This window comes from Methylobacterium sp. NMS14P (genome assembly GCF_028583545.1).
Classification (GTDB): domain Bacteria; phylum Pseudomonadota; class Alphaproteobacteria; order Rhizobiales; family Beijerinckiaceae; genus Methylobacterium.
In genome coordinates this window covers 5,269,167-5,289,276 of record NZ_CP087106.1, presented here as the reverse complement: position 1 = coordinate 5,289,276, position 20,110 = coordinate 5,269,167, and the positions used below count along the sequence as shown (strand labels likewise).

Genomic DNA, 20,110 nt, shown 5'->3' with positions numbered 1-20,110 from the left:
GCTTCCCGAGGGCGCGCAACCCTGGGTCGCTTCGCTGCGCTCGCGATGACGGCGGGGAGCCCGCTATGGTGGCGCGAACGCGACGCGCGACCTTCCCGGAGACGACACGATGGACAACCGCAACGCCGTGTGGCGCCACGTCGACGCGCAGTCGGAGCGGCTGATCGCCCTGTCCGAGCGCGTCTGGGGCATGCCGGAGGTCTGCTACACGGAAAGCCGCTCCTGCGCCGAGCACGTCGCCGAGCTGCGTCACCAGGGCTTCCGGGTCACGGAAGCGGTCGCCGGCATCCCCACCGCCGTGATGGGCGAGGCCGGCGCGGGCGGGCCGGTCATCGCGTTCCTCGGCGAGTACGACGCCCTGCCGGGTCTGTCGCAGGAGGCGGGCGTCGCCGAGCACCGGCCGGTCGAGGCGGGCGGGCACGGCCACGGCTGCGGCCACAACCTCCTCGGCTCGGCGGCCTTGCTCGCCGCCACCGCGCTGAAGGACTGGCTCGCCGAGACCGGCACCCCCGGCCGCGTGCGCTACTACGGCTGCCCGGCGGAGGAAGGCGGCGCCGCCAAGGCGTTCATGGTCCGGGCCGGCGCCTTCGCGGATGCCGACATCGCGATCTCCTGGCATCCGGGCAGCTTCTGGGAGGTGGCGCCGCCGGTGGCGCTCGCCAACACCCGGGCCGACTTCGTCTTCACCGGCCGCACCGCCCACGCGGCGGCCGCACCGCATCTCGGGCGCTCGGCGCTGGACGCCGTCGAGTTGATGAGCGTCGGCGTGAACTACATGCGCGAGCACATGCCGTCCGACGCGCGGGTCCACTACGCCTATCTCGACGCCGGCGGCATCGCGCCGAACGTCGTCCAGGCCGGCGCGACGGTGCGCTACTCGATCCGGGCCCGCGACCTCCCCGGCATGCTGGCGCTGGTCGAGCGGGTGAAGAAGATCGCGCAGGGCGCCGCCCTGATGACCGAGACCGCGGTCGAGGTGCGGATCGTCAGCGCGGTGTCGAACCTGCTGGGCAACGATCCCCTGGAGCGGGCGCTGCACGGCGTCATGGAGGAACTCGGGCCGCCGCATTTCGACGAGGCCGACCGGGACTTCGCCGGCCGGATCCGGGCGACGCTCACCGACGGCGACATCGACGCCGTGTTCCGCGCCGTCGGGATGCCGCGCACCGAGGCACCGCTCGCCGATTTCCTCGTGCCCCTCGACGCGCCGCGCAACCCGGCGGTCGGTTCCACCGATGTCGGCGACGTGAGCTGGGTGGTGCCGACCGTCCAGGCCCACGCGCCCACGGTGGCGATCGGCACGCCGTTCCACACTTGGCAGGTGGTGGCGCAGGGCAAGACCCCGGCGGCCCACAAGGCGATGGTGCAGGTCGCCAAGGCCATGGCCGCCACCGGCGCCCGGGCGGTGACCGACGCGGCGCTGCGCGACGCCGCGAAGGCGGACCTCGCCCGGCGGGTCGGCGCGGCGGGCTACGTCTCGCCGCTGCCGCCGGAGGTGGAGCCGCCGCTCGGCATGTCGCTGGGGCGGTGAGGCCCCCTCAGAGCGTCCGGGCGCGCAGCGCCGTCACGACGATCTCGGCCAGGATGACGACGCCGAAGATCGCCGCGAGCACCACGGCGACCTGGTCCCAGTAGAGCAGGTTCAGGGCGGTATCGAGCGCGACGCCGATGCCGCCCGCGCCGACCAGCCCGAGCACGGCGGATTCGCGGATGTTGATGTCCCAGCGGAACAGCGCGATCGACCAGAAGGCCGGCTTCACCTGCGGCCAGTAGCCGAGCAGCAGCGTCGAGAGGCGCCCGGCGCCCGCGGCCTGCAGGGCCTCGATCGAGCCGCGATTGGCCTCCTCCAGCGCCTCGGCGAACAGCTTGCCGGTGAAGCCGACGGAGCGGAGCGCGATCGCCAGGGTCCCGGCCAGCGGCCCCGGGCCGAACACCGCCACGAACAGCAGCGCCCAGACCAGGGAGTTCACCGAGCGCGAGGTCACGAACACGAACTTGGCGAACAGGTTCAGCGCGCGGTTGGGCGTGACGTTGCGGGCCGCCATCAGCCCGATCGGCACCGCGATCGCGATGGCGATCAGGGTGCCGAGGGTCGCGATGTGCAGGGTCTCCACCAGCGCCCGCAGGGTCGGCCCGACATAGCCGGCATCCATCGGCCACATCCGGCCGAACAGGTCGGCCAGCTGGTCGGGGGCGTCGTAGAGGAATTCCGGGATCACCTCGATGGTGCGCAGGCTCGCCACGAAGGCCGCCACCGCGCAGAGCGTGAAGGCGAGCCGCGCCAGCCGCTTCCACAGGGGGAAGCGCTCCCAGCGGCGCGGGCCGGCGGCGGCGGACGCGAGGGCGACGCTCACTGGAACACCTTGCGGGCCCAGCCGGAGACGATCTCGGCCACCATGATCAGGGCGACGATGACGATCAGGATCGCCAGCACCACGTCGAAGTCGAAGCGCTGGTAGGCGGTGAACAGCGTCGCGCCGATGCCGCCGCCGCCGACGATGCCCACCATGGTCGAGTTCCGCAGGTTGGAATCGAGCTGGTAGGTGGCGAAGCCGATGAAGCGCGGCAGCACCTGCGGCTGCACGCCCATGATCAGGGTCGACAGGAAGCCGGCGCCGGTCGCCCGCACCGCCTCGACCTGCTTCAGGGAGATCTCCTCGATCGCCTCGGCGAACAGCTTGGCGATGAAGCCCACCGAGGCGACGATCAGCGCCATGACGCCGGCGAGCGCCCCGAAGCCGATCGCCTTCACGAACAGGATCGCCACGATGATCGGGTGGAACGAGCGGCAGAGCGCGATCAGGATGCGGGTCGGCCACGTCACCCAGGGCGGCATCAGGTTGCGGGCCGCCAGGAAGCCGATCGGCAGGGCGATGACGATGCCGACCACCGTGGCGATCACGGCGATCTGCAGGCTCTCGACGATCCCCGACTGGATCAGCTCCCAGCGGGAGAAGTTCGGCGGGAACATCCGGGCCAGGAACTGCTGCCCGTGGGCGAGGCCGCCGGCGAAGCGCTCGGGCGAGAAGCCGAGCTGGGTCGCCGCGTAGACCGCGTAGGCGGCGAGGAGCGCCCAGCCGGCGCGGGCGGTCCAGTTGGGCCGGAACGCGACGCGGTCGGCGGCGTCTGGGGAGGCCGGACGGGCGGGCGCGCTCATTCGAGCCAGTTCTCGCCGCCGTAGATGCCGCGCAGGTCGGCCTCGCTCAGCCGGTCCGGCGGCCCGTCATAGACCACGTGACCGCCCGACATGCCGACGATCCGCGCGGCGAAGCGCTGGGCGAGCGCCACGTTGTGGATGTTGACCACCACCGGCACGCCGCGCTCGGCCGCGAGCCGGGACAGGATCTCCATGATCTCGACGGAGCTCTTCGGGTCGAGGGACGAGGTCGGCTCGTCGGCGAGCACGATCTCGGGCTCCTGCATGATCGCCCGGGCGATGCCGACGCGCTGGCGCTGCCCGCCCGACAGGGCGTCGGCCCGGCGGGTGGCGAAGCCCGACAGGCCGACCGCGTCGAGGAGGTCGAAGGCGCGGGCGATGTCCGCCTCGGGGAAGCGCCGCAGCCACGCGCGCCAGGCCGGCACGTAGCCGAGGCGGCCGCAGAGCAGGTTCTCCATCACCGAGAGGCGCTCGACCAGATTGTACTCCTGGAACACCATCCCGATCCGGCGCCGCGCCCGGCGCAGGGCGGGGCCGGAGAGCCGGGCGAGGTCCTCGCCGCGGAACAGGATCTCCCCCGAGGTCGGCTGGACGAGCCGGTTGATGCAGCGGATCAGGGTGCTCTTGCCGGTGCCGGACGGCCCGATGATCGCCGTGAGCCCGGTGCCGGGCACCACGAGGTCGATGCCCTTCAGGACCGGCTGGCCGGCCCGGTACGCCTTGGTCAGCCCGCGGATCACCAGCGCGCGGGGATCCTCCGCGCGGGGATCGCCGTCGGGTCCGGCCGCCACCGCGCGCGCCGCGCTCCCCGCCGTCACGGCCTGCGTCACGGCCTGCGTCACGGCTTGGGCGCGCCCGCGGCCTTCTTGCGGGCGGCCTCGGCCTCGCGGGCGGCCTCGCGCTCGTAGGCGACCTTGTTGTACGGCGTGCCCGATTCCTCCGCGACCTTGCGGACGATCGCCCAGTCCTTGAGGTAGGTGATCGGCGCGAACCGGTCGTCGCCCTCGAAATCCTTCACCATGTCGGGCGGGAAGCGGAAATCGTAGAAGCACTGCTTCAGCTTCTCGGCGAGTTCCGGCTTCAGATCGTGGGCGTACGCGAAGCCCGAGGTCGGGAACTTCTCGCTCGTGTAGATCACCCGGTAATCGTCGCCCTTGATCGTCCCGCGGGCGACCATCCGGTAGAACACGTCCGAGGCCACCGGGGCGGCGTCGTAGTCGCCGGTGCCGACGCCCAGCGCCGACTTGTCGTGGCCGCCCGAGTAGATGAGCTTGTAGTCCTCGCCGGGCTTCAGCCCCTGCTCGGGGAACAGCGCCTTGGGCGCGAGGTTGCCGGAATTCGACGACGGCGCCGTGTGGGCCACGCGCTTGCCCTTGAGGTCGGCCAGCGTCCTGTACGGGCTGCTCGCCTTCACCACGACGATCAGGTTGTAGCCCTCGGCGCCCTTCTCGGTGCCCTTGGCGGCGAACGGGATCGCGCCGGCCATGTTCACCGCGAAGCCGAGGGGCCCGGTCGAGAAGCCCGCCACCGTGAGCCGGCCGGAGCGCATCGCCTCGATCTCGGCCGAGTTCGACTGAACCGGGTAGTAGACGACGCGCTTGCCGGTGCACTGGCTCAGGTAGGTCGTGAACGGCTTGAACGAGTTCTCGTAGACCGCGGGATCCTCCACCGGCGTGTAGGCGAAGACGATGACGCTCGGGTCGCGGGTCTTGGCCGGGACGTCGGCGACGAGGTCCTTGTTGGCGTCGCAGTAGGCGTCGTCGAGCTGGCCGCGGTTGGGGCACTCGTCGGCCCTGAGGGGCGACAGGGAACCGAAGCCGCAGAGCAGCGCCAGGGCTGCGCCGTATCGGGCGATCGTCACGCGCTATCCTCCCTGCGGGGCCGTGCCTCGGGCCGGCGCCGTCATGTCCCGCCCGGTCCGGGCCGAGCTTGAGCCGGCAAAGGTGTAGGCGCCGGCTGACGGGAGACGCAAGGCGCGACAGCGAGCGGACGTTGAGGGAAGCCGCGCGCTGACAGGGGCGTCGTGGCGGCCGTCCGGGCGGCGGCGGGCCTCAGGGCGCGAGCCGCGTGAACACGAAGTCGTGGTCCCGGACATTGGCGCTGTGGCAGGCGAAGCAGGTCTCGTGCTGGGCCGCGTCCGCGGGCTTGCCGTCGACGAAGCGCCCGAACCCCCAGCCGCCCGTCGCCGCGTAGCGCCGCGAATCCTTCACCATGACCTGGACCGTCGTGGCGCCGCCGGGCACGAAGGCCGGGGCGAACTCCGCCGACGGCACCCGCGTCCAGGCGCGCTTCACCAGCACGGTCCCGTCCGGGAACGGCAGGGTGCCGGACCGGTAGGCGTCGAGCGCCCGCGCGTTGCCGACCACGGCGCGCAGCTCGTCGAGGGCCCCGGTCTCCTGGGCGACGCCGACGAGCTGCCAGTCGCGGTACCCGTCCGGGACGGTGACGCCGTAGATCGGCGAGGCCGCCGGGGCGGTCCCGGCATCCACGGCGCGCACCGCGGAGCCACCCAAAATCAGGCCCGCAGCGAGCAGGGCCGGCAGCGCGTGAGCCGGGAACCGCATGGCAACCTCCGTCGTCGTCTCGGGATGGTCCTGTGTCCGGGGATGATCCGGCCGCGCCGCGGCGGTCAGGCCGCGGCCGCGTCGATCACGGCCTGCGCGAAGGCGCGCGGCGCCTCCTGCGGGAGGTTGTGGCCGATCCCGCCGGTGATCAACCGGTGCGCGTAGCGCCCGGTGAACTTGGCCGCGTAGCTGGCGGGCTCCGGGTGGGGAGCGCCGTTCGCGTCGCCCTCCAGGGTGATGGTCGGCACGCCGATCGTGGGCGCGTCGGCGAGGCGGCGCTCCAGAGCGTCGTACCGGTGCTCCCCCTCGGCGAGGCCCATCCGCCAGCGGTAATTGTGGACGACGATGCTGACGTGATCCGGGTTGTCGAGGGCCGGGGCGCTCCGCGCGAAGGTGGCGTCGTCGAAGCGCCAGCGCGGCGAGGCGGTCTGCCAGATCAGCTTGGCGAAGTCGGCGCGGTAGGCCTCGTAGCCGGCCCGACCCCGGCTGGTGGCGAAGTAGAACTGGTACCACCAGGACAGCTCGGCCCGCGGCGGGAGCGGCTTCTTGCCGGCCTCCTGGTTGCCGATCAGGTAGCCGCTGACCGCCACCAGCGCCCGGCACCGCTCCGGCCACAGCGCCGCGACGATGTCGGCCGTCCGCGCGCCCCAGTCGAAGCCGCCCAGGACGGCCTGGTGGATCTTGAGGGCGTCCATCAGGGCGATGACGTCCACGGCGAGCGCGGCCTGCTCGCCGTTCCGGACCGCGTCCGGGGCCAGGAAGCGGGTGCTCCCGTAGCCGCGCAGGTACGGCACGATCACCCGGTACCCGGCCGCGGTGAGGATCGGCACGACCTCCGCGAAGGCGTGGATGTCGTAGGGCCAGCCGTGGAGCAGGATGGCCGCCGGCCCGTCGGCGGGACCGGCCTCGACGTAGCCGACGTCGAGCACACCGGCCTCGACCTGCTTCAGGACACCCGGCATGGCGCCGAGGACCGGGGTGCCGGGGACCGGGGTGCCGGGGACCGGGGTGCCGGGGACCGGGGTGCCGGGGACCGGGGTGCCGGGGACCGGGGTGCCGGGGACCGGGGTGCCGGGGACCGGGGTGCCGGGGACCGGGGTGCCGGGGACCGGGGTGCCGGGGACCGGGGTGCCGGGGGCCGGGGCGCCCTGCGCCCCCGCGGCCCCGCCGAGGCCGAGCTCGGCGAGGGCGGCGGTGGCCACCGCGCTCTTCAGGAGGCGGCGGCGGCTCCAGGCGGATGTGTCGGGATCGGTCTCGCGGGCCATGGACGGCTCCCTCGTCGGAAGGTCTTCGATGGAGCGAAACCTATCCCAATACTCGGCGCGGCGCTTTCAGAGGGCCTTGAGGACACCTTCAGAGGACCATGATTTATGCCCGCCCGGGCCCGTGCTAGAGCGCCCTCCACCGCGGCGGCCGGTTCGGCGAACAGGGCGCGGAACGAGGACATGGCCCCGCCCAGGAACGCCCCGTGATCTACCGGTTCGGATCCTTCACCCTCGATGCCGCCCGGCGCGAGCTGAGCCGGGACGGCGCGGAGATCGCCGTCGAGCCGCAGGTCTTCGACCTCCTGCGGGTGCTCATCGAGCGGCGCGACCGGGTGGTCAGCCGCGACGACCTGCTGGACGCGGTCTGGAACGGGCGCATCGTCTCCGAGGCGACCCTCGGCAGCCGGATCAACGCGGCCCGGGCGGCGATCGGCGACACCGGAACCGACCAGCGCTGGATCCGCACACTCCCGCGCAAGGGCGTGCGCTTCGTCGGCGCCGTGCGGGAGGCCGCATCGGAGGTCTCGCCCGGGATTGCTCCGGAAGACGCGGCGGAGGCGGGCGTCACGTGGCGCACCGGGCCGCGCCTCCCCGCGGTGGCGGTCCTGCCCTTCACCAACCTGAGCGCGGATCCGGATCAGGACTACTTCGCCGACGGGATCACCGAGGAGATCATCACGGCGCTGTCCCGCGTCAGCGGCCTGTTCGTGATCGCGCGCAACTCGACCTTCACCTACCGGGGCGCGGCGATCGACGTGCGCCGGGTCGGGCAGGAGCTCGGCGTCGGCTACGTGGTCGCCGGCAGCGTGCGCCGCGGCGGTTCGCGCCTGAGGATCACCGGCCAGCTGGTCGATGCCGGGACCGGCGCCCATCTCTGGGCCGACAGCTTCGACGGCGGGCTCGACGACGTCTTCGCCCTTCAAGAGCGGGTCGCCGCGCGCGCCGCCGCCGCGATCGAGCCCACCCTCCAGCTGGCGGAGATCGGCCGGCTCGGCCGCGACGCGCCGGCCCATCCGGACGCCTACGACCGGCTGCTCCGGGCCAATGCCAGGCTCGCCGACTTCACCGCCGCCGGCATGGCGGCGGCCCTCGGCCACCTGGACGAGGCCCTGGCGCTCGACCCGGGCTACGCCCCGGCGATGGCCGCGGCGGCCTATTGCCGGGCGCAGTGCCATTTCCAGGGCTGGATCGCGCAGGGCGACGCGGAGCGCGCGGCGGCGGTGCGGCTGGCCTGGGGGGCGGTCGAGCGCGCGCCCGGGGACGCGCAGGTGCTCTTCATGGCAGCCTTCGCGGTCTGGAACATGTCGGAGACCGAGCGGGACCGGGCGCGCGACCTGTTCGGCCGCGCGCTGCTCGTCAACCCGAACTCCGCCCTGGCGCTCACCCTCGCGGGCTGGATCGAGACCATGTGCGGCCGCGCGGAGGCGGGGCGCGCCATGGTCGAGCGGGCTCTGCAGCTCAACCCGCGGGATCCGCGCGGCTGGCTGATGTCGGGGGTGATGGCGGTCGCGGCGGTGAGCGAGGCGGACTACCCCGAGGCGATCCGGTGGGCCGAGCGCGCCCTGGCGCAGAACCGGCGCTTCGCCGTCGCCCTGCGGGCGCTCGCCGTGGCCCATGTCGGGCTCGGCCAGCCGGAGCGCGCCCGGCAGGCGGTCGCCGAGCTCCTGGAGATCGAACCCGGATTGACGGTCTCGGGCTTCCTGGCGCGGATCCCCTTCCCGGTGGCCGCCCTGGGGCGGCGATACGCCGAGGCGCTGGCCAGCGCCGGCCTGCCCGCCTGAGCGGGGCGCCTATCAGACCCCCACTTGGTCAGGCCTCCTGCCGGTCAGGCCCCTTCCCGGTTGAGCCGGACGACGCGCTGAGTGAAGGACAACATCGACGTCGTCGGGCTGCCGACCATCCTCCGCTCCGCCCCCGGGACTGACATCGGCCACGTGACATCGGCCACGAAGGGAAACTGGTTCCGGTCCGTCACGCAGCGACAGGGCGCCCGCGCCGCTGCTAGGCTGCCGACCGGTGGCGGAGGGCTCCGATGCGGCGATCGATCCTGTTCCTGGCGGCCTGCCTGCTGGCCGGCATCCCGCGGGCAGCCTCCGCCGAGCCCGCGCCGGACGGCGTCGCCGATCTCGGCAGCTACGCCGCCCGCGTGGAAGCTCACCCGTTCGAGAGCCTGACGCTGACCGACCGGCAGTTCCTCACCGGCACGTCCGAGGGGGCGAAGCCCGTCACGGTCGCGGGCATCCTGCGCGTCGCCAAGGCGGGGACGGAGCGCCTGCCCACTGTGATCCTGATGCACGGCTCCGGGGGGCTGGGCGGCAACATCGAGTTCTGGCAGCGGGCGCTGGCGGCACGCGGAATCTCGACCTTCGCCATCGACGGCTTCACCGGGCGCGGTCTGACCAGCGTCAACACCGACCAGAGCCTCCTGGCGCGCACGAACCTGATCCTCGACATCTACCGGGCGCTGGGCGTGCTGGCCCAGCATCCGCGGGTCGACCCGGCGCGAATCGCCGTGATGGGCTTCTCGCGCGGCGGGCAGGCCGCGCTCTACTCCAGCCTCAAGCGCTTCGACGCGGCCTGGAACCGATCCGGCGTCACCCCCGCCCTCTACCTGCCGGTCTATCCGGACTGCGCGATCCGGTTCCGGGACGACACCGCCGTGGCGGACCGGCCGATCCGGATGTTCGGTGGCAGCGGCGACGACTACAATCCCGCCGCGACCTGCGCGGCCTACGTCGAGCGGCTGAAGGCGGCCGGCGCCGATGTCGACCTGACCGTCTATCCCGGGGCGCAGCACGTCTTCGACAACCCGACCGGGCCGAGCCAGCCCGTGGTCGCCAAGGGCGCGCAGACGGTCCGCGCTTGCGCGATCCGCGAGGCGGCGGACGGCGCCCTCGTCGAGGGCGCCAACGCCACGCCGTTCACCTATGCCGACCCGTGCGTGCAGCGCGACCCGCACATCGGCTCCGACGCCGCCGCCCGCGCCGCGACTTTGGCGCGCGTTTCGGACGCGCTCGAGGCGGCTTTCCGGCCGCGGTGAAGGACGGATCTCCGCGCGGGCCCCGCATCCGCGCGTCGCGCGTTCGCGCGACGAACCGTTCGCCAATCGGGGTAGACGGAATGCCCGTCCTGGCGGTGCCTGCGCGGCAGAGCGCGGCCAATGACACGCCGGCCGACCGTGCCGCCTTCCCACCTGTGTGTCGTGCGGCGGTCTTCCCAGCGGGCAGCGTCACGAATCTACACAGGTCGAACGTGCTCGGCCGGACTGTCGTGATCTCATGCCCAGCAAGGTCAGTAGACGCAGGCTCCTCGACGGCGGGGCCGCTCTATCGGGGCAGCCGTCGACCGCCCGGCGGCCCGCAATCCCGCTCTCGCAGGGACAGAAACAGTCCGACGTGCCCATGTCGAAGTTCTGCATACGAAGGACAGAGCTAACCGACAGTGCGACGATGTTCAGCGCCCACCCAAACGGTCACAATAGACCCTGCGGCGCAGAACCATTTCCCGATATCGCCAGCAAATGAGATCTATTCGGACCAGAATCGGAACGCATTTGCCCCGTGAGCGATCCATCCCCGGAGTCGCCTCCCGGAAGAGAGGCGGCCGGCCTCTATACTACTTTTGGTCATCGCGTACTCCAGAGATCGTTGTAACCAATTTATAAGGGTTGGACTTTCACCACCCAACACTGGTATGTCATGTCCAAGCTTGGCTAGAATGGCCCGGCTCAGCGCGAGGGCGGCCATGGCTTTCAAACGAATCGGATCGCTCATGGTGGTGCTCGCATCGAGCGCGTGCTCGCACCCGCCGTTGATGCCGACCGCCTACAGCTCCCTGCCGCCCGCCTCGCCCGCCTCCGTCTCGTCCACGGGGCCGATCGTGGTTTCCGCGCCGCCGCGTGTTGAGGCCGATCTCGGCCCGATTCCCGTCATCATTCCCGGCACCCTGAAGCTTCAGGAAGACGAGATCGGGCGGCATGGCGTCAATCCTCTGGCCGTGCTCGATTCCTCGGCTCGCAGCCGCGCGACCTGGAAGACTTTCCGCCCGGAAAATCTGACGAGGCCGCCCGGCTATACCGGCCCGTCCAGGATGTCGAACGGTCTCGACGCCGGCTCGACGTCGGCTCCGCGGAAGGCGACCGCTCCCGGCTTCGACAGAGAACTTGCGACGAAAAGAATCCTGTCCGAATACAATCGCGAAGCAACGATGGCGACGCTCCTGAAGGGCGGGCGCGACGCCGCGAAGAGCATCTGCTCGGGATGCTGACAGGGCGCGCCGACGCGGCACAGGCCTATCCGGCGGCGCTCCGCTCGAGCCGGGCATCTCATCCTCGCAGAAGTGTCTGAGACAGCGACAGGCTCCTGGATCTGTCGGCGGATGAGGCCGACACCGCCATCCCCTGCGGCGCGGCGGGCGCACGGGTCATCGGCGCCGTGCCGGTCCCGTTTCGCCTCGTTCCCGCACGCGGGATGGCGTCAGTAGCGCGGCGAGAAATCGATCCCCGTCACGACGGTGAACACGGGCGACGTGCGGTCGGCGAGCTCGATCGGCGCGGCATCCTGCGACCGCCCCGTCTGGATGGAGGGGCAGAACAGGGCGGGTGGCACCTCGGCTTTCGGTGAGAGCACCCGCTCCAGAGGCGCCGGCTTCGTCGTGGCCGGCTTCGGATCCAGCCAAGTTCCGGGCATCACCTGCTGCCCGCAATTGCTGACAACCGCCTCATGTATCGCCCCGTCGATCGCCGCCGAGACGACACAGTTGGCGGGATGATAGACCAGCTCATACTGGAATCTCCTGGTCTCGTCGGACTCGGTCCGGAACCGGTCATCCAAGACCACCGCCGTGTGCGGCCGATCGGTCGTACCGACGACATAGAGGCGGCCAGTGGTGATGGCCGCCACGGTGATGTCGGAGGCGGCCGATGCGGACATGCTGAAGGCAAGCGCCATTGCGCCGGAAAGCACCGCCGTCGAAAACAAGCCGAGCATCCTGCCCTCACTCTCAACCCGCAACCTGATCGGACCCGACTCAATCATATCGCGAGCTGCGATCGCGCCACGAACAGTGCATTCCACAGCTATTTTGCCTAAACACGGCCGGCCTACATCATTCGAAAGAGGTACAGCCGGTCTGAATTCAGCAGATTTCTGAACAGATTTTACTCCATATTCAGCGAAAGGCGGTTCCCGCAAGTGCTGTCGCTAATTTGACACGCCGCGATATCTCAAAGCCATATGAATCAGAACTGATATCGTCGCGACCACAGACAAGCAGATAAATATCGACAGCCAGCGATCGAAATATACGACATCACGATCGGCGCGCTCTGTCGCGCACGGAACGCAGTAAGCCTTGGGGGTTTCCACCCTCGCACCGCACGACTGACAGCCGCCAATCGAGAGCGATCGCTCTTTGGCGGTCATTCTGCGGGTTCGCGGCGACCGAACGAAGGGCCAACGTCGAGTCGCAGCGCCTGTCTCCCAAAACCTCATACAAGCACTCAACATTCCGAACTGAGAAATTATATTGGATTAAAATCGAACACGATTGCTCTTCTCACAAGTTCCATGCAATCGATGACGGTACGTCCGAGTGCGAGTATTGTCAATTTTTGCCCTGCGACACACAGACCCGCAACCGACAGTTTTCACGGAATGTCTCGCTGTGGCGACGGGAGTGTACTGTTGAACGTCGGGACGATCACGCGAGACCTCCGCGAGAACTCCGCTCTGCGCGGCGCTGGCTCCGGGCGGGTCAATACCGGTCTCAGCTTCGCCGCGGTCCGATCCAGCGGCTCCGCCGGCGCAGGTGGGATCGTTGACGACGCTCGGCGCCCCGGTATCGAGCGATCGGTTCAAGACCGTTTCGCCGCTGAGGCCCGACGGTTCAGGATCCAGCCCGATACCCGCCACCGCACCAGAGTCGGAAGCCAGTACACCGTTCGTGCCGCCCGAAGACCGGCCATGCTCAGCAGGAACAGGTGAGCCAGAAGCGTGAGGCTCAGGCCCGGCCTCTCATCCGCCTCGATCCGATCATACCAGATCGGATCATCGGGCCGACGCGGCTCATGTTTGGCCAATGCTGGAATCCTCCGCAGCGCGATCCGGCCGTCATCCATCGAATGTGCAACTCGTCGACCGGCCCCGCTGACGCCGAAATCCAGACCTCCACCCGTCCGGCGCCGCGTATCAGGATCCGTCGCGCCCGCGCGGTTCGGGCGACGCGTCAGGACCGCCAACGTCCTATCGACTCCCGCGCTGAGCCAGAACGGCGGGGACGGTGCGCAGCATGATGACGAGATCCCGGTGCAGGGTCCAACGGGTAGCGTAGTCCAGGTCCAGGGCCACGCGCTCGGCATAGGTCGTGTCGGAGCGGCCCGAGACCTGCCACAGCCCGGTCACACCCGGCGCCATGGCGAAACAGGTCGGGAAGGCCCGCCCGTAGCGGGCGACTTCGGCAGGCACGATCGGGCGCGGACCGACCAAGCTCATCTCACCGCGCAGCACATTCCAGAGCTGCGGCAGCTCGTCCAGCGATGTCTTACGCAGCACGTAACCGATCGCGGTCACGCGCGGGTCGTCGCTGAGCTTGTGGGTGGCCGCCCACTCGGCGCGGGCCTGAGGATTGGCGGCCAGATGCGTCACCAACACGGCGTCGCCGTCCGTCACCATGGAGCGGAACTTCAGGCAGCCGAAGCGGCGTCCGTCCCGCCCCACCCGCATGTGGCGGAAGATCGGCGCCTTGCGATCGCCGGCATAGACGAGGGCGGCGATCAGGATCAGCAGCGGCAGGAGCAGGAACAAGGCCGTAGCCGCCACCGCGATATCGAGCCCGCGCTTGGCTGCCCAGCCCAGCCGCAGACCGTGCGCCACGAACGGCGCCGTCGGCAGGACGACCACTGCGACAGCCTCTGCGACCTCGCCAACTTGATCCGCCAGGCCGACACCATGCTGCGGTGCACGCAGGGCGGGCTGAAGCGGTGGGCCAGCGTCGCGCAGCATGGTGTCGGCTCCTCGTGACGGCAGACGGCCGGCGGGGGCAGGAACGGCTAATTAATTGTTAAATCTCCGATATCAAATCATCGGGCTTATTTCAAGCTTAGCCGCGCTGTGTATCCTAGTCTATTCCTTCTGGAAGCCGCAAGAACAGATCCGGATCTTGCAGGCGGAGGCGCAGTGGCACGCCGCCTTCCGCAACACGCGGCGGCAACGAATCCAACTCGATACGTCGCCGCGCGCAATGTCTCGCGACATCTACTTTGGGCATATGCTCGCCCTCCATTGTGCAGTGCGCGCGCTCGGGCTGCGTAAAGCCGCACCGATCGGCCCTTAATGGGCGAGAGCTGATCCGCTCTCGAAGCTGTAGCTTTTCAGTATAAGCGCGCCACATATTCGGGACGGGGGCATCACCGCGTGGGGAAAACCCTGCAATCCCCAGGATTAAGCCGCGGGCAGCCGGGGCAACGCCCGCCTTCCAGCCCCACGGCGGGCCACCGCACGGCGCCTCGTCGGCGGCGATTACCGGGATGCGGTGAATAGCCTTGCATAATCAATTCAGAATTTGCGACAACCCTGACAACTTGACGAAAGCGTCCCGGGAGGTTTCGCCAATACCGGACATTAGACGCAGTTAGCGAGAGTGCGTTGCGCATCGACTTGCCTGCATCGGTCGCCGCACCGCAATAGGATGCGGGTGCGGGGCCGCGTTCCGGCGTCCTGGGAGTAATCCCTATGGTGGCGTGCGTCTCGGCGTGACCCGGATGGACGAACTCAGTATCCTGCGGATGGCTAAGCGGCATCCAACATGCAGGAGCCGCCACAATGCCTGTCAGTACGGATTGGGGCAGCGCATGGCGTATCCGTTGAGAGGCAATGGAGTGCCGTGCGGGGCGGCACGTAGAGCGGTTCGCGCCTATTCGGCCGGCCAGTGGGAGGGCAAAGCCTGATGTGGATCCCGAGCATGTCTTTCAGGTCGGCACGCTCTGCGCGCAGCGCCGGCCGGCAGCGGTCGTCGTGAAGCCCTGTGAGACCCATTGAAGTTCGTCAATTCCGGCAGCACCCGAGGCTTGGCTCACGCCTTGTCCGAATGACGGCGCCCGCTTGCGATCCAGCTGAGAACATCGCCATCATGGTCCATTGCCTACGGAGCGGCTGCCCGACAGCGGCTGATCGGACATCCGGTCAGGGGCCGGGAGCGTCCGCTGGTCACCCGTCAGGTCCGGAGGCGGCACATGGGCGCGCCCCGCTGACCGCATCCGACACCTGCCGCGCACATGGCCTGCCCGTCGCGATAATCTTGAGATCAAGGCCTGGTCGATGAGAGTCGCGATCGTCCATTACTGGCTCATCGGGATGCGGGGTGGCGAGAAGGTTATCGAGGCGCTCTGCGACCTCTATCCCGAAGCCGACATCTTCACGCACGCCTACGCGCCGCAATCCATGTCGCCGACCATCAGGGCGCACCGGGTCAGGACCTCTTTCATCGGCCGGTTGCCGTTCGCGACCAGACGGTACAAATCCTATCTGCCCCTGATGCCGATGGCGCTCGAACAGCTCGACCTGCGGGGATACGATCTAATTATCAGCAGTGAATCGGGACCGGCAAAGGGGATCATCCCGCCGTCCGACGCGCTCCACATCTGCTACTGCCACTCGCCGATGCGGTACGTCTGGAACATGTATCACGACTACCGCGAGCGGACGGGGCTGCTCACGCGCCTGCTGATGCCGCCGGTGGCCCATTATGTGCGGAACTGGGACGCGATCTCGGCGGGTCGAGTCCACGAGTTCGTTGCCAACTCGGCCACGGTCGCGCGGCGCATCGAGACCTACTATCGGCGGCAAGCCAAGGTCATCCATCCGCCCGTAGATACGGCAGCCTTCGAGACCGTTCCGGACGGCGAGCGCGGCGACTACCATCTCATGGTCGGCGAGATGGTCCGTTACAAGCGGCCGGAACTGGCGATCCAGGCCTTCAACCGATTGGGGCAGCCGCTCGTGGTGATCGGCGGCGGCGAGATGCTGCGCGAGCTGCGCAGCATGGCCGGTCCGCACATCACGATTCTCGGCCCACAGCCTTTCGAGGTCTTGAAGCATCATTACGCACGGTGCCATGCCCTGATCTTCCCCGGGGAGGAAGATTTCGGCATCGTCCCTGTCGAGGCCATGGCGAGCGGACGTCCGGTCATCGCGTATGGCAAGGGCGGGGCCACCGAGACGGTCATCGAGGGGGTGACCGGGACCTTTTTCCACGAGCAATCCGTCGAGGCGCTGATCGATGCCGTCCAGCGCTGCCGGGCGATCGGGGTGGAACCCGAGCGCCTCGTCCGCCGCGCCGCCGATTTCGGCGTCGACCGCTTCGCGGACGAGATCAGCCGTTTCGTGGATGGAGTCCTGGCGCGGGAGCGCTTGGCGGCGCCGCGTGCCCCACGGGAGCCGAGTCGCGCCTACTTGGTCCAGTGAGACGGCCCGCATTCGCGGCGCGCGTCCGGGTGAATCGTATCCGGGCGGAGCGCTGGGTAGTGGTGCGCCGCATAGCCGCCGCATCACCGCGGTATCGACCGGCGAGCGGGCGGCTTCGGTGCCCTGTTCTCGGTGGTCTCTCTGCCGATCGAGGTCCGCTCCGACCCCGGCGAGGACGACACCATCCGCGTCGCCTTGCCTGTCCCGTCCCTGCCGTGCCGCGGGGATGCCGCGCTCCGAATCAGGTCGATCCCGCTCGGTCGTCGTACGGGCGCTCTCACGGAGGACGTGTCGGATCCGGTAAGGTCGATGCTAAGTCTCGGTGTTCGCCGTCGGCATCAGGTGAGCCGCCGCGTTGAGCGTCGAGACACGGGCTGTCGGCTGATAGTCAAAGCCGCCCTGCCGGCCGAACGACTCGATCCCGAAGTCGCGCAGGAGCGCGCGCGCGCGGGACACCCTCTCGTGGGCCTGCTCCGTGTAGATCGGATAGGCACAGGGCACCACTTGGCTGCCCTCGCAGACCAGATCACCGATGAAGAGCCCGTTCTTGGCCACATGGGCGCGAAAATCCTGCTCGGCGGTGGTCACGCAGTTGCCCGCATGTGCGGCAATGACCTCGACTCCAAAATACTCGCGTCCGTCCACGCGACCGTAGAAATCGGAATACATTGTCAGCCGTTTCCATGCCCCGTCATGCGCGAAATTGTAGAGGATCGAGCAGTCGAAGCCGCGATTTCCGCTGAAGCTGAAATACAGGCTGATCAGCGTCACCGACGCCAGATGAGGATCCTCCCGGATCCCGCAGAGCTCCAGGGCCCGGGTGATGGGGATCGTCGAGATGAGCCGGTTGGCGGTGATGCGGGTCTTACCCGTGAGGACCTCGAATTTCGTCCCCCGCTTCGTGATCGATCCGATCTGTTGACCCAGGTGAAAGACCGTTCCACGCTGGCGGAGGGTCCGCGCGGCCACTCCGTAGAGGGCATTGTAGCCCTCACGGGGACGCGCCAGTTGCCTGTTGGTCGGCACGGTCGCGTGATGTCGGCGGACGTAGCGCAGCAGGACGCGCGGATGCGCGTGTTCCTTGATCCAGAGCATCCGCTTCTCGGCAAACTCCAGATCAACCCAGTCGGCCGGAACGCCGAAGAAACGCTTCATGTAGCTCTCGAGGCCGGACCTCTGGAGCAAATAATCACCGATCCAGTAGCGCGCGAACTCCCGCGCATTTCCGATCCGGCGCCGTAGCAGACGCGAGAATACGACCGACAGTCCGATCCTGACGATACCCCACGCACCGGCCCGGAGGATGTCGTCCTTGATGGACAGCGGGTAAGAGGTCACGAAAGCCTGAGGCGTCAGCTTTCCCCAGGTCGGCATGATCGGGACGTAATGCTCGAGCAGCTCCGGAAAATAGTCCAGCAGAGGCGAATCGTCCTGGAAGATGAGACTTCCGATGTCGAACGTGTAGCCGTTGATGGCCCGATCGATGTGATTGCCGCCCAGATTACCGAACTCATCGATGACGGCGATCCTTCGACAGCCGAGATCGTGAAGTATGGCCGCCGAAACGAGGCCGGTGATCCCGGCCCCTAAGACGACCGCATCGAAGACGTCGTCGTCCGCGTCGAGAGGCGCGCCGGGATCTGAGGGATCGGTCATGATCTGCATCGGGTCGGCAACCGCATCAAACCATGAAGCATGACGTTGGAACACAGTGATGGACCGAGAGAGAAACGGCCCTCACCCTCGGCAATTGATCGTGCCGCGACCGTTCGCGCATCGATACTACAGGCGCGGAACGAGGCTCAGGCATTACTATCGTAAACAAATCCGGATTTGTAAATACGCCATCGCGCGCGGATCGGGACAGGATTTTCAGTCGAGTCACCCGATCTACCCCGTCGTCGAAGTGACCGATATAGTCTGTCAACCCGTCGAACGATAAAATCGGGCCGGTGTGCCGCACGAATATCCAACATCGAAACCGGAACACAGGTGTTACAGTTTCGATACAAGAGCGATTTTCGTCACAAAACGCCTCGGAAAGACTGCTGACGGCGTGTTCTGGCGGCCGCGCGAGACTCCACCGGTGGACCGCCGCACCTCGACAGCATCGCGGCGCGCCGCGCGACTTCCAGGCGCGCGATGAACAGGCTTCCGCTCTATCGGCCCGGCGCCCGATTTTACGTGCCCAGTGACGCGTTCCGGGCTGCCTGAGGGGATGGATCGGCGCGCCGTGGCCGTATCGCGGCGGCGCCCGGCTCGATCAGCGCGGCGGAACCCGCGGTGCGCTGGATCTGCCGCCGCTCGGGGTAGGCGCATGCGGTCGCGGCGAAGATATAGAACAGCAAGCCCTGATCGACCGTCGGGCCCGCGATGATGCCGCCCGAGAGCAGGCACAGGCAGGCGACGCGGGCCGAGGAGCGGATATCGCTCCAGTAGGTGCGCGGCGCTCCACGGCGGAATCCGAACACCGAAGCCAAGAACAGCACGTAGAACACGGTTCCGGGAATGCCGACATTCGACAGGACCGCGAGGGGAAAGCTCGACGTGCGATTGGTCCCAAGACCGACCCCCAGACCGCTCGAGTCGATGAAGTTCCGCCACGCGTAGGCGTTCCAGGCGGAGCGCTGAACACCCGAACTGGTCTCGCCTTTGCTCAAGACAAGCGTATCAACGTAATCGTAGACGCGTTCGGCCACACCGCCGACCGAGAGGGCCAGCAGGACGAGGATGCAGAGGACCAGCGGACCCGCGATCACGAGCCCGGCACTGAAACGGTCCTGCCTGTGCGTGCTGCACCGCATCAGCGCGATGGTGTAGAGGAGCGCGATCAGCACCGCGGCACCGACCAGGCCGGTCGAGGACGTCGACAGGATCACGAACAGCAGCGAGATCAGCGCGAGCGGTCCCGTCACCAGTGGCTTGCGCCCGCAGAGCCAGAGCATGCCGGTGAAGCCGCAACTTCCCAGTGTCATCCCGGCGAATGCCGAGGCCTCAGGCCAGGCGCCGATGATTCGCCGCATCGTGCCGACGCTCTCATCATCGTGGAACGTGTACTGGGCATTGCGAATGAATTGCAGCGCCTCCTGAGTGCCCGTCGCCGCGGTGAGCACGTCGATGACGCCGAAGCAGATATTGGCGCACGCGTAGATGATGAGCGCTCTCGCGAGCGTCTCGACGCCGTTCCTCGTGGAACCGAATGCCGCGATGACGCTGAAACACACGAGATCGCCGAGAAGGTAGATCGGCTGCGTGAAGTTGCTGGAGACCGGCCCCAGGGGAACGACGCCGTCGCTCGTGATCAGGTGCGACGACGTCCCGAGCGGTACGATATAGGTCTGTCCCGCGAAGAGACGCGGCAGGACGTAGCTGCTCGCCACCCCGTAGAGAGCCAGACAGAGAAGCCAGAAGCCCGGTTCCGGGAAGCGGAACGCGTTCAGGAACAGTGTCGAGATGTTGCGATAGAACAGTGTCGCAATCATCAGGAACAGGAGGAAAAGATGCGCCGGCTGAACGTTGGCGCCCCCCAGCAGGAGTGCCGCGGCGGATCCGAGATTGCAGAAGACCACGAACGCGACGACGACCGATTGGGTGCCGAACAGCAGGCAGAACAGGCCGACCACGACCGTGATGGCGCCGATCGGTTCGAAACTCATGTCAGAC

General features: G+C 68.5%; 15 protein-coding genes. 5 read left to right on the top strand and 10 right to left on the bottom strand.

The features are described 5' to 3' along the window. Positions 1-109 precede the first annotated feature (109 nt). Complete coding sequence (locus LOK46_RS25135; RefSeq protein ID WP_273561077.1) at positions 110-1,531, top strand: M20 family metallopeptidase; 1,422 nt, start codon at positions 110-112, stop codon at positions 1,529-1,531. A 7-nt stretch (positions 1,532-1,538) separates the two neighbouring features. Here LOK46_RS25135 and phnE (LOK46_RS25130) read toward each other — a convergent pair whose 3' ends face one another. The 6 genes from phnE (LOK46_RS25130) to LOK46_RS25105 form a co-directional block, all read right to left on the bottom strand. After that, the gene (phnE, locus tag LOK46_RS25130; RefSeq protein ID WP_273561076.1) at positions 1,539-2,354 is read right to left on the bottom strand and encodes a phosphonate ABC transporter, permease protein PhnE; all 816 of its coding nucleotides are present in this window, start codon (positions 2,352-2,354) and stop codon (positions 1,539-1,541) included. After that, complete coding sequence (gene phnE, locus LOK46_RS25125) at positions 2,351-3,157, bottom strand: phosphonate ABC transporter, permease protein PhnE (RefSeq protein ID WP_273561075.1); 807 nt, start codon at positions 3,155-3,157, stop codon at positions 2,351-2,353. Before phnE (LOK46_RS25125) ends, phnE (LOK46_RS25130) begins: the two co-directional genes overlap by 4 nt. Then, positions 3,154-3,999, bottom strand: a complete 846-nt coding sequence (gene phnC / locus LOK46_RS25120) for a phosphonate ABC transporter ATP-binding protein (RefSeq protein WP_443192844.1) — start codon at positions 3,997-3,999, stop codon at positions 3,154-3,156. Before phnC ends, phnE (LOK46_RS25125) begins: the two co-directional genes overlap by 4 nt. Continuing rightward, positions 3,996-5,018: a phosphate/phosphite/phosphonate ABC transporter substrate-binding protein gene (phnD, locus tag LOK46_RS25115; RefSeq protein WP_091927926.1), complete on the bottom strand. Its 1,023-nt coding sequence runs from the start codon at positions 5,016-5,018 to the stop codon at positions 3,996-3,998. The genes phnC and phnD overlap by 4 nt, the downstream gene beginning before the upstream one ends. 190 nt (positions 5,019-5,208) lie before the next feature. Further along, positions 5,209-5,721: a cytochrome P460 family protein gene (locus LOK46_RS25110; protein ID WP_273561074.1), complete on the bottom strand. Its 513-nt coding sequence runs from the start codon at positions 5,719-5,721 to the stop codon at positions 5,209-5,211. 65 nt (positions 5,722-5,786) lie between these two features. Beyond that, positions 5,787-6,986, bottom strand: coding sequence for an alpha/beta fold hydrolase (locus LOK46_RS25105; protein ID WP_273561073.1), 1,200 nt, complete (start codon positions 6,984-6,986; stop codon positions 5,787-5,789). A gap of 203 nt (positions 6,987-7,189) precedes the next feature. On the opposite strand from LOK46_RS25105, the gene LOK46_RS25100 reads away from it, so the two are divergent. The 3 genes from LOK46_RS25100 (at position 7,190) to LOK46_RS25090 (ending at position 11,252) form a co-directional block, all read left to right on the top strand. Beyond that, entirely contained in the window at positions 7,190-8,767 is a 1,578-nt protein-coding gene (locus LOK46_RS25100) for a winged helix-turn-helix domain-containing tetratricopeptide repeat protein (protein WP_273561072.1), read from the top strand. Between the two features lie 251 nt (positions 8,768-9,018). Further along, positions 9,019-10,026, top strand: coding sequence for a dienelactone hydrolase family protein (locus LOK46_RS25095; protein WP_273561071.1), 1,008 nt, complete (start codon positions 9,019-9,021; stop codon positions 10,024-10,026). Between the two features lie 704 nt (positions 10,027-10,730). After that, a complete protein-coding gene (locus LOK46_RS25090; RefSeq protein WP_273561070.1) occupies positions 10,731-11,252 on the top strand; it encodes a hypothetical protein in 522 nt (173 codons plus the stop codon). Positions 11,253-11,461: 209 nt separating this feature from the next. Here LOK46_RS25090 and LOK46_RS25085 read toward each other — a convergent pair whose 3' ends face one another. Together LOK46_RS25085 and LOK46_RS25080 are read right to left on the bottom strand one after the other, a co-directional pair. After that, positions 11,462-11,974: a hypothetical protein gene (locus tag LOK46_RS25085; protein ID WP_273561069.1), complete on the bottom strand. Its 513-nt coding sequence runs from the start codon at positions 11,972-11,974 to the stop codon at positions 11,462-11,464. 1,254 nt (positions 11,975-13,228) lie between these two features. Beyond that, entirely contained in the window at positions 13,229-13,987 is a 759-nt protein-coding gene (locus LOK46_RS25080) for a sugar transferase (protein ID WP_273561068.1), read from the bottom strand. Between the two features lie 1,314 nt (positions 13,988-15,301). On the opposite strand from LOK46_RS25080, the gene LOK46_RS25075 reads away from it, so the two are divergent. Further along, on the top strand, positions 15,302-16,447 hold the full coding sequence (locus LOK46_RS25075; protein WP_273561067.1) for a glycosyltransferase: 1,146 nt from the start codon (positions 15,302-15,304) through the stop codon (positions 16,445-16,447). A 312-nt stretch (positions 16,448-16,759) separates the two neighbouring features. Here LOK46_RS25075 and LOK46_RS25070 read toward each other — a convergent pair whose 3' ends face one another. Both LOK46_RS25070 and LOK46_RS25065 read right to left on the bottom strand, forming a co-directional pair. Then, the gene (locus LOK46_RS25070) at positions 16,760-18,103 is read right to left on the bottom strand and encodes an NAD(P)-binding protein (protein WP_443192910.1); all 1,344 of its coding nucleotides are present in this window, start codon (positions 18,101-18,103) and stop codon (positions 16,760-16,762) included. A 524-nt stretch (positions 18,104-18,627) separates the two neighbouring features. Beyond that, positions 18,628-20,103 (bottom strand): hypothetical protein, encoded by a 1,476-nt coding sequence (locus tag LOK46_RS25065; protein WP_273561065.1) that lies wholly within the window; start codon positions 20,101-20,103, stop codon positions 18,628-18,630. Positions 20,104-20,110: the final 7 nt, after the last annotated feature.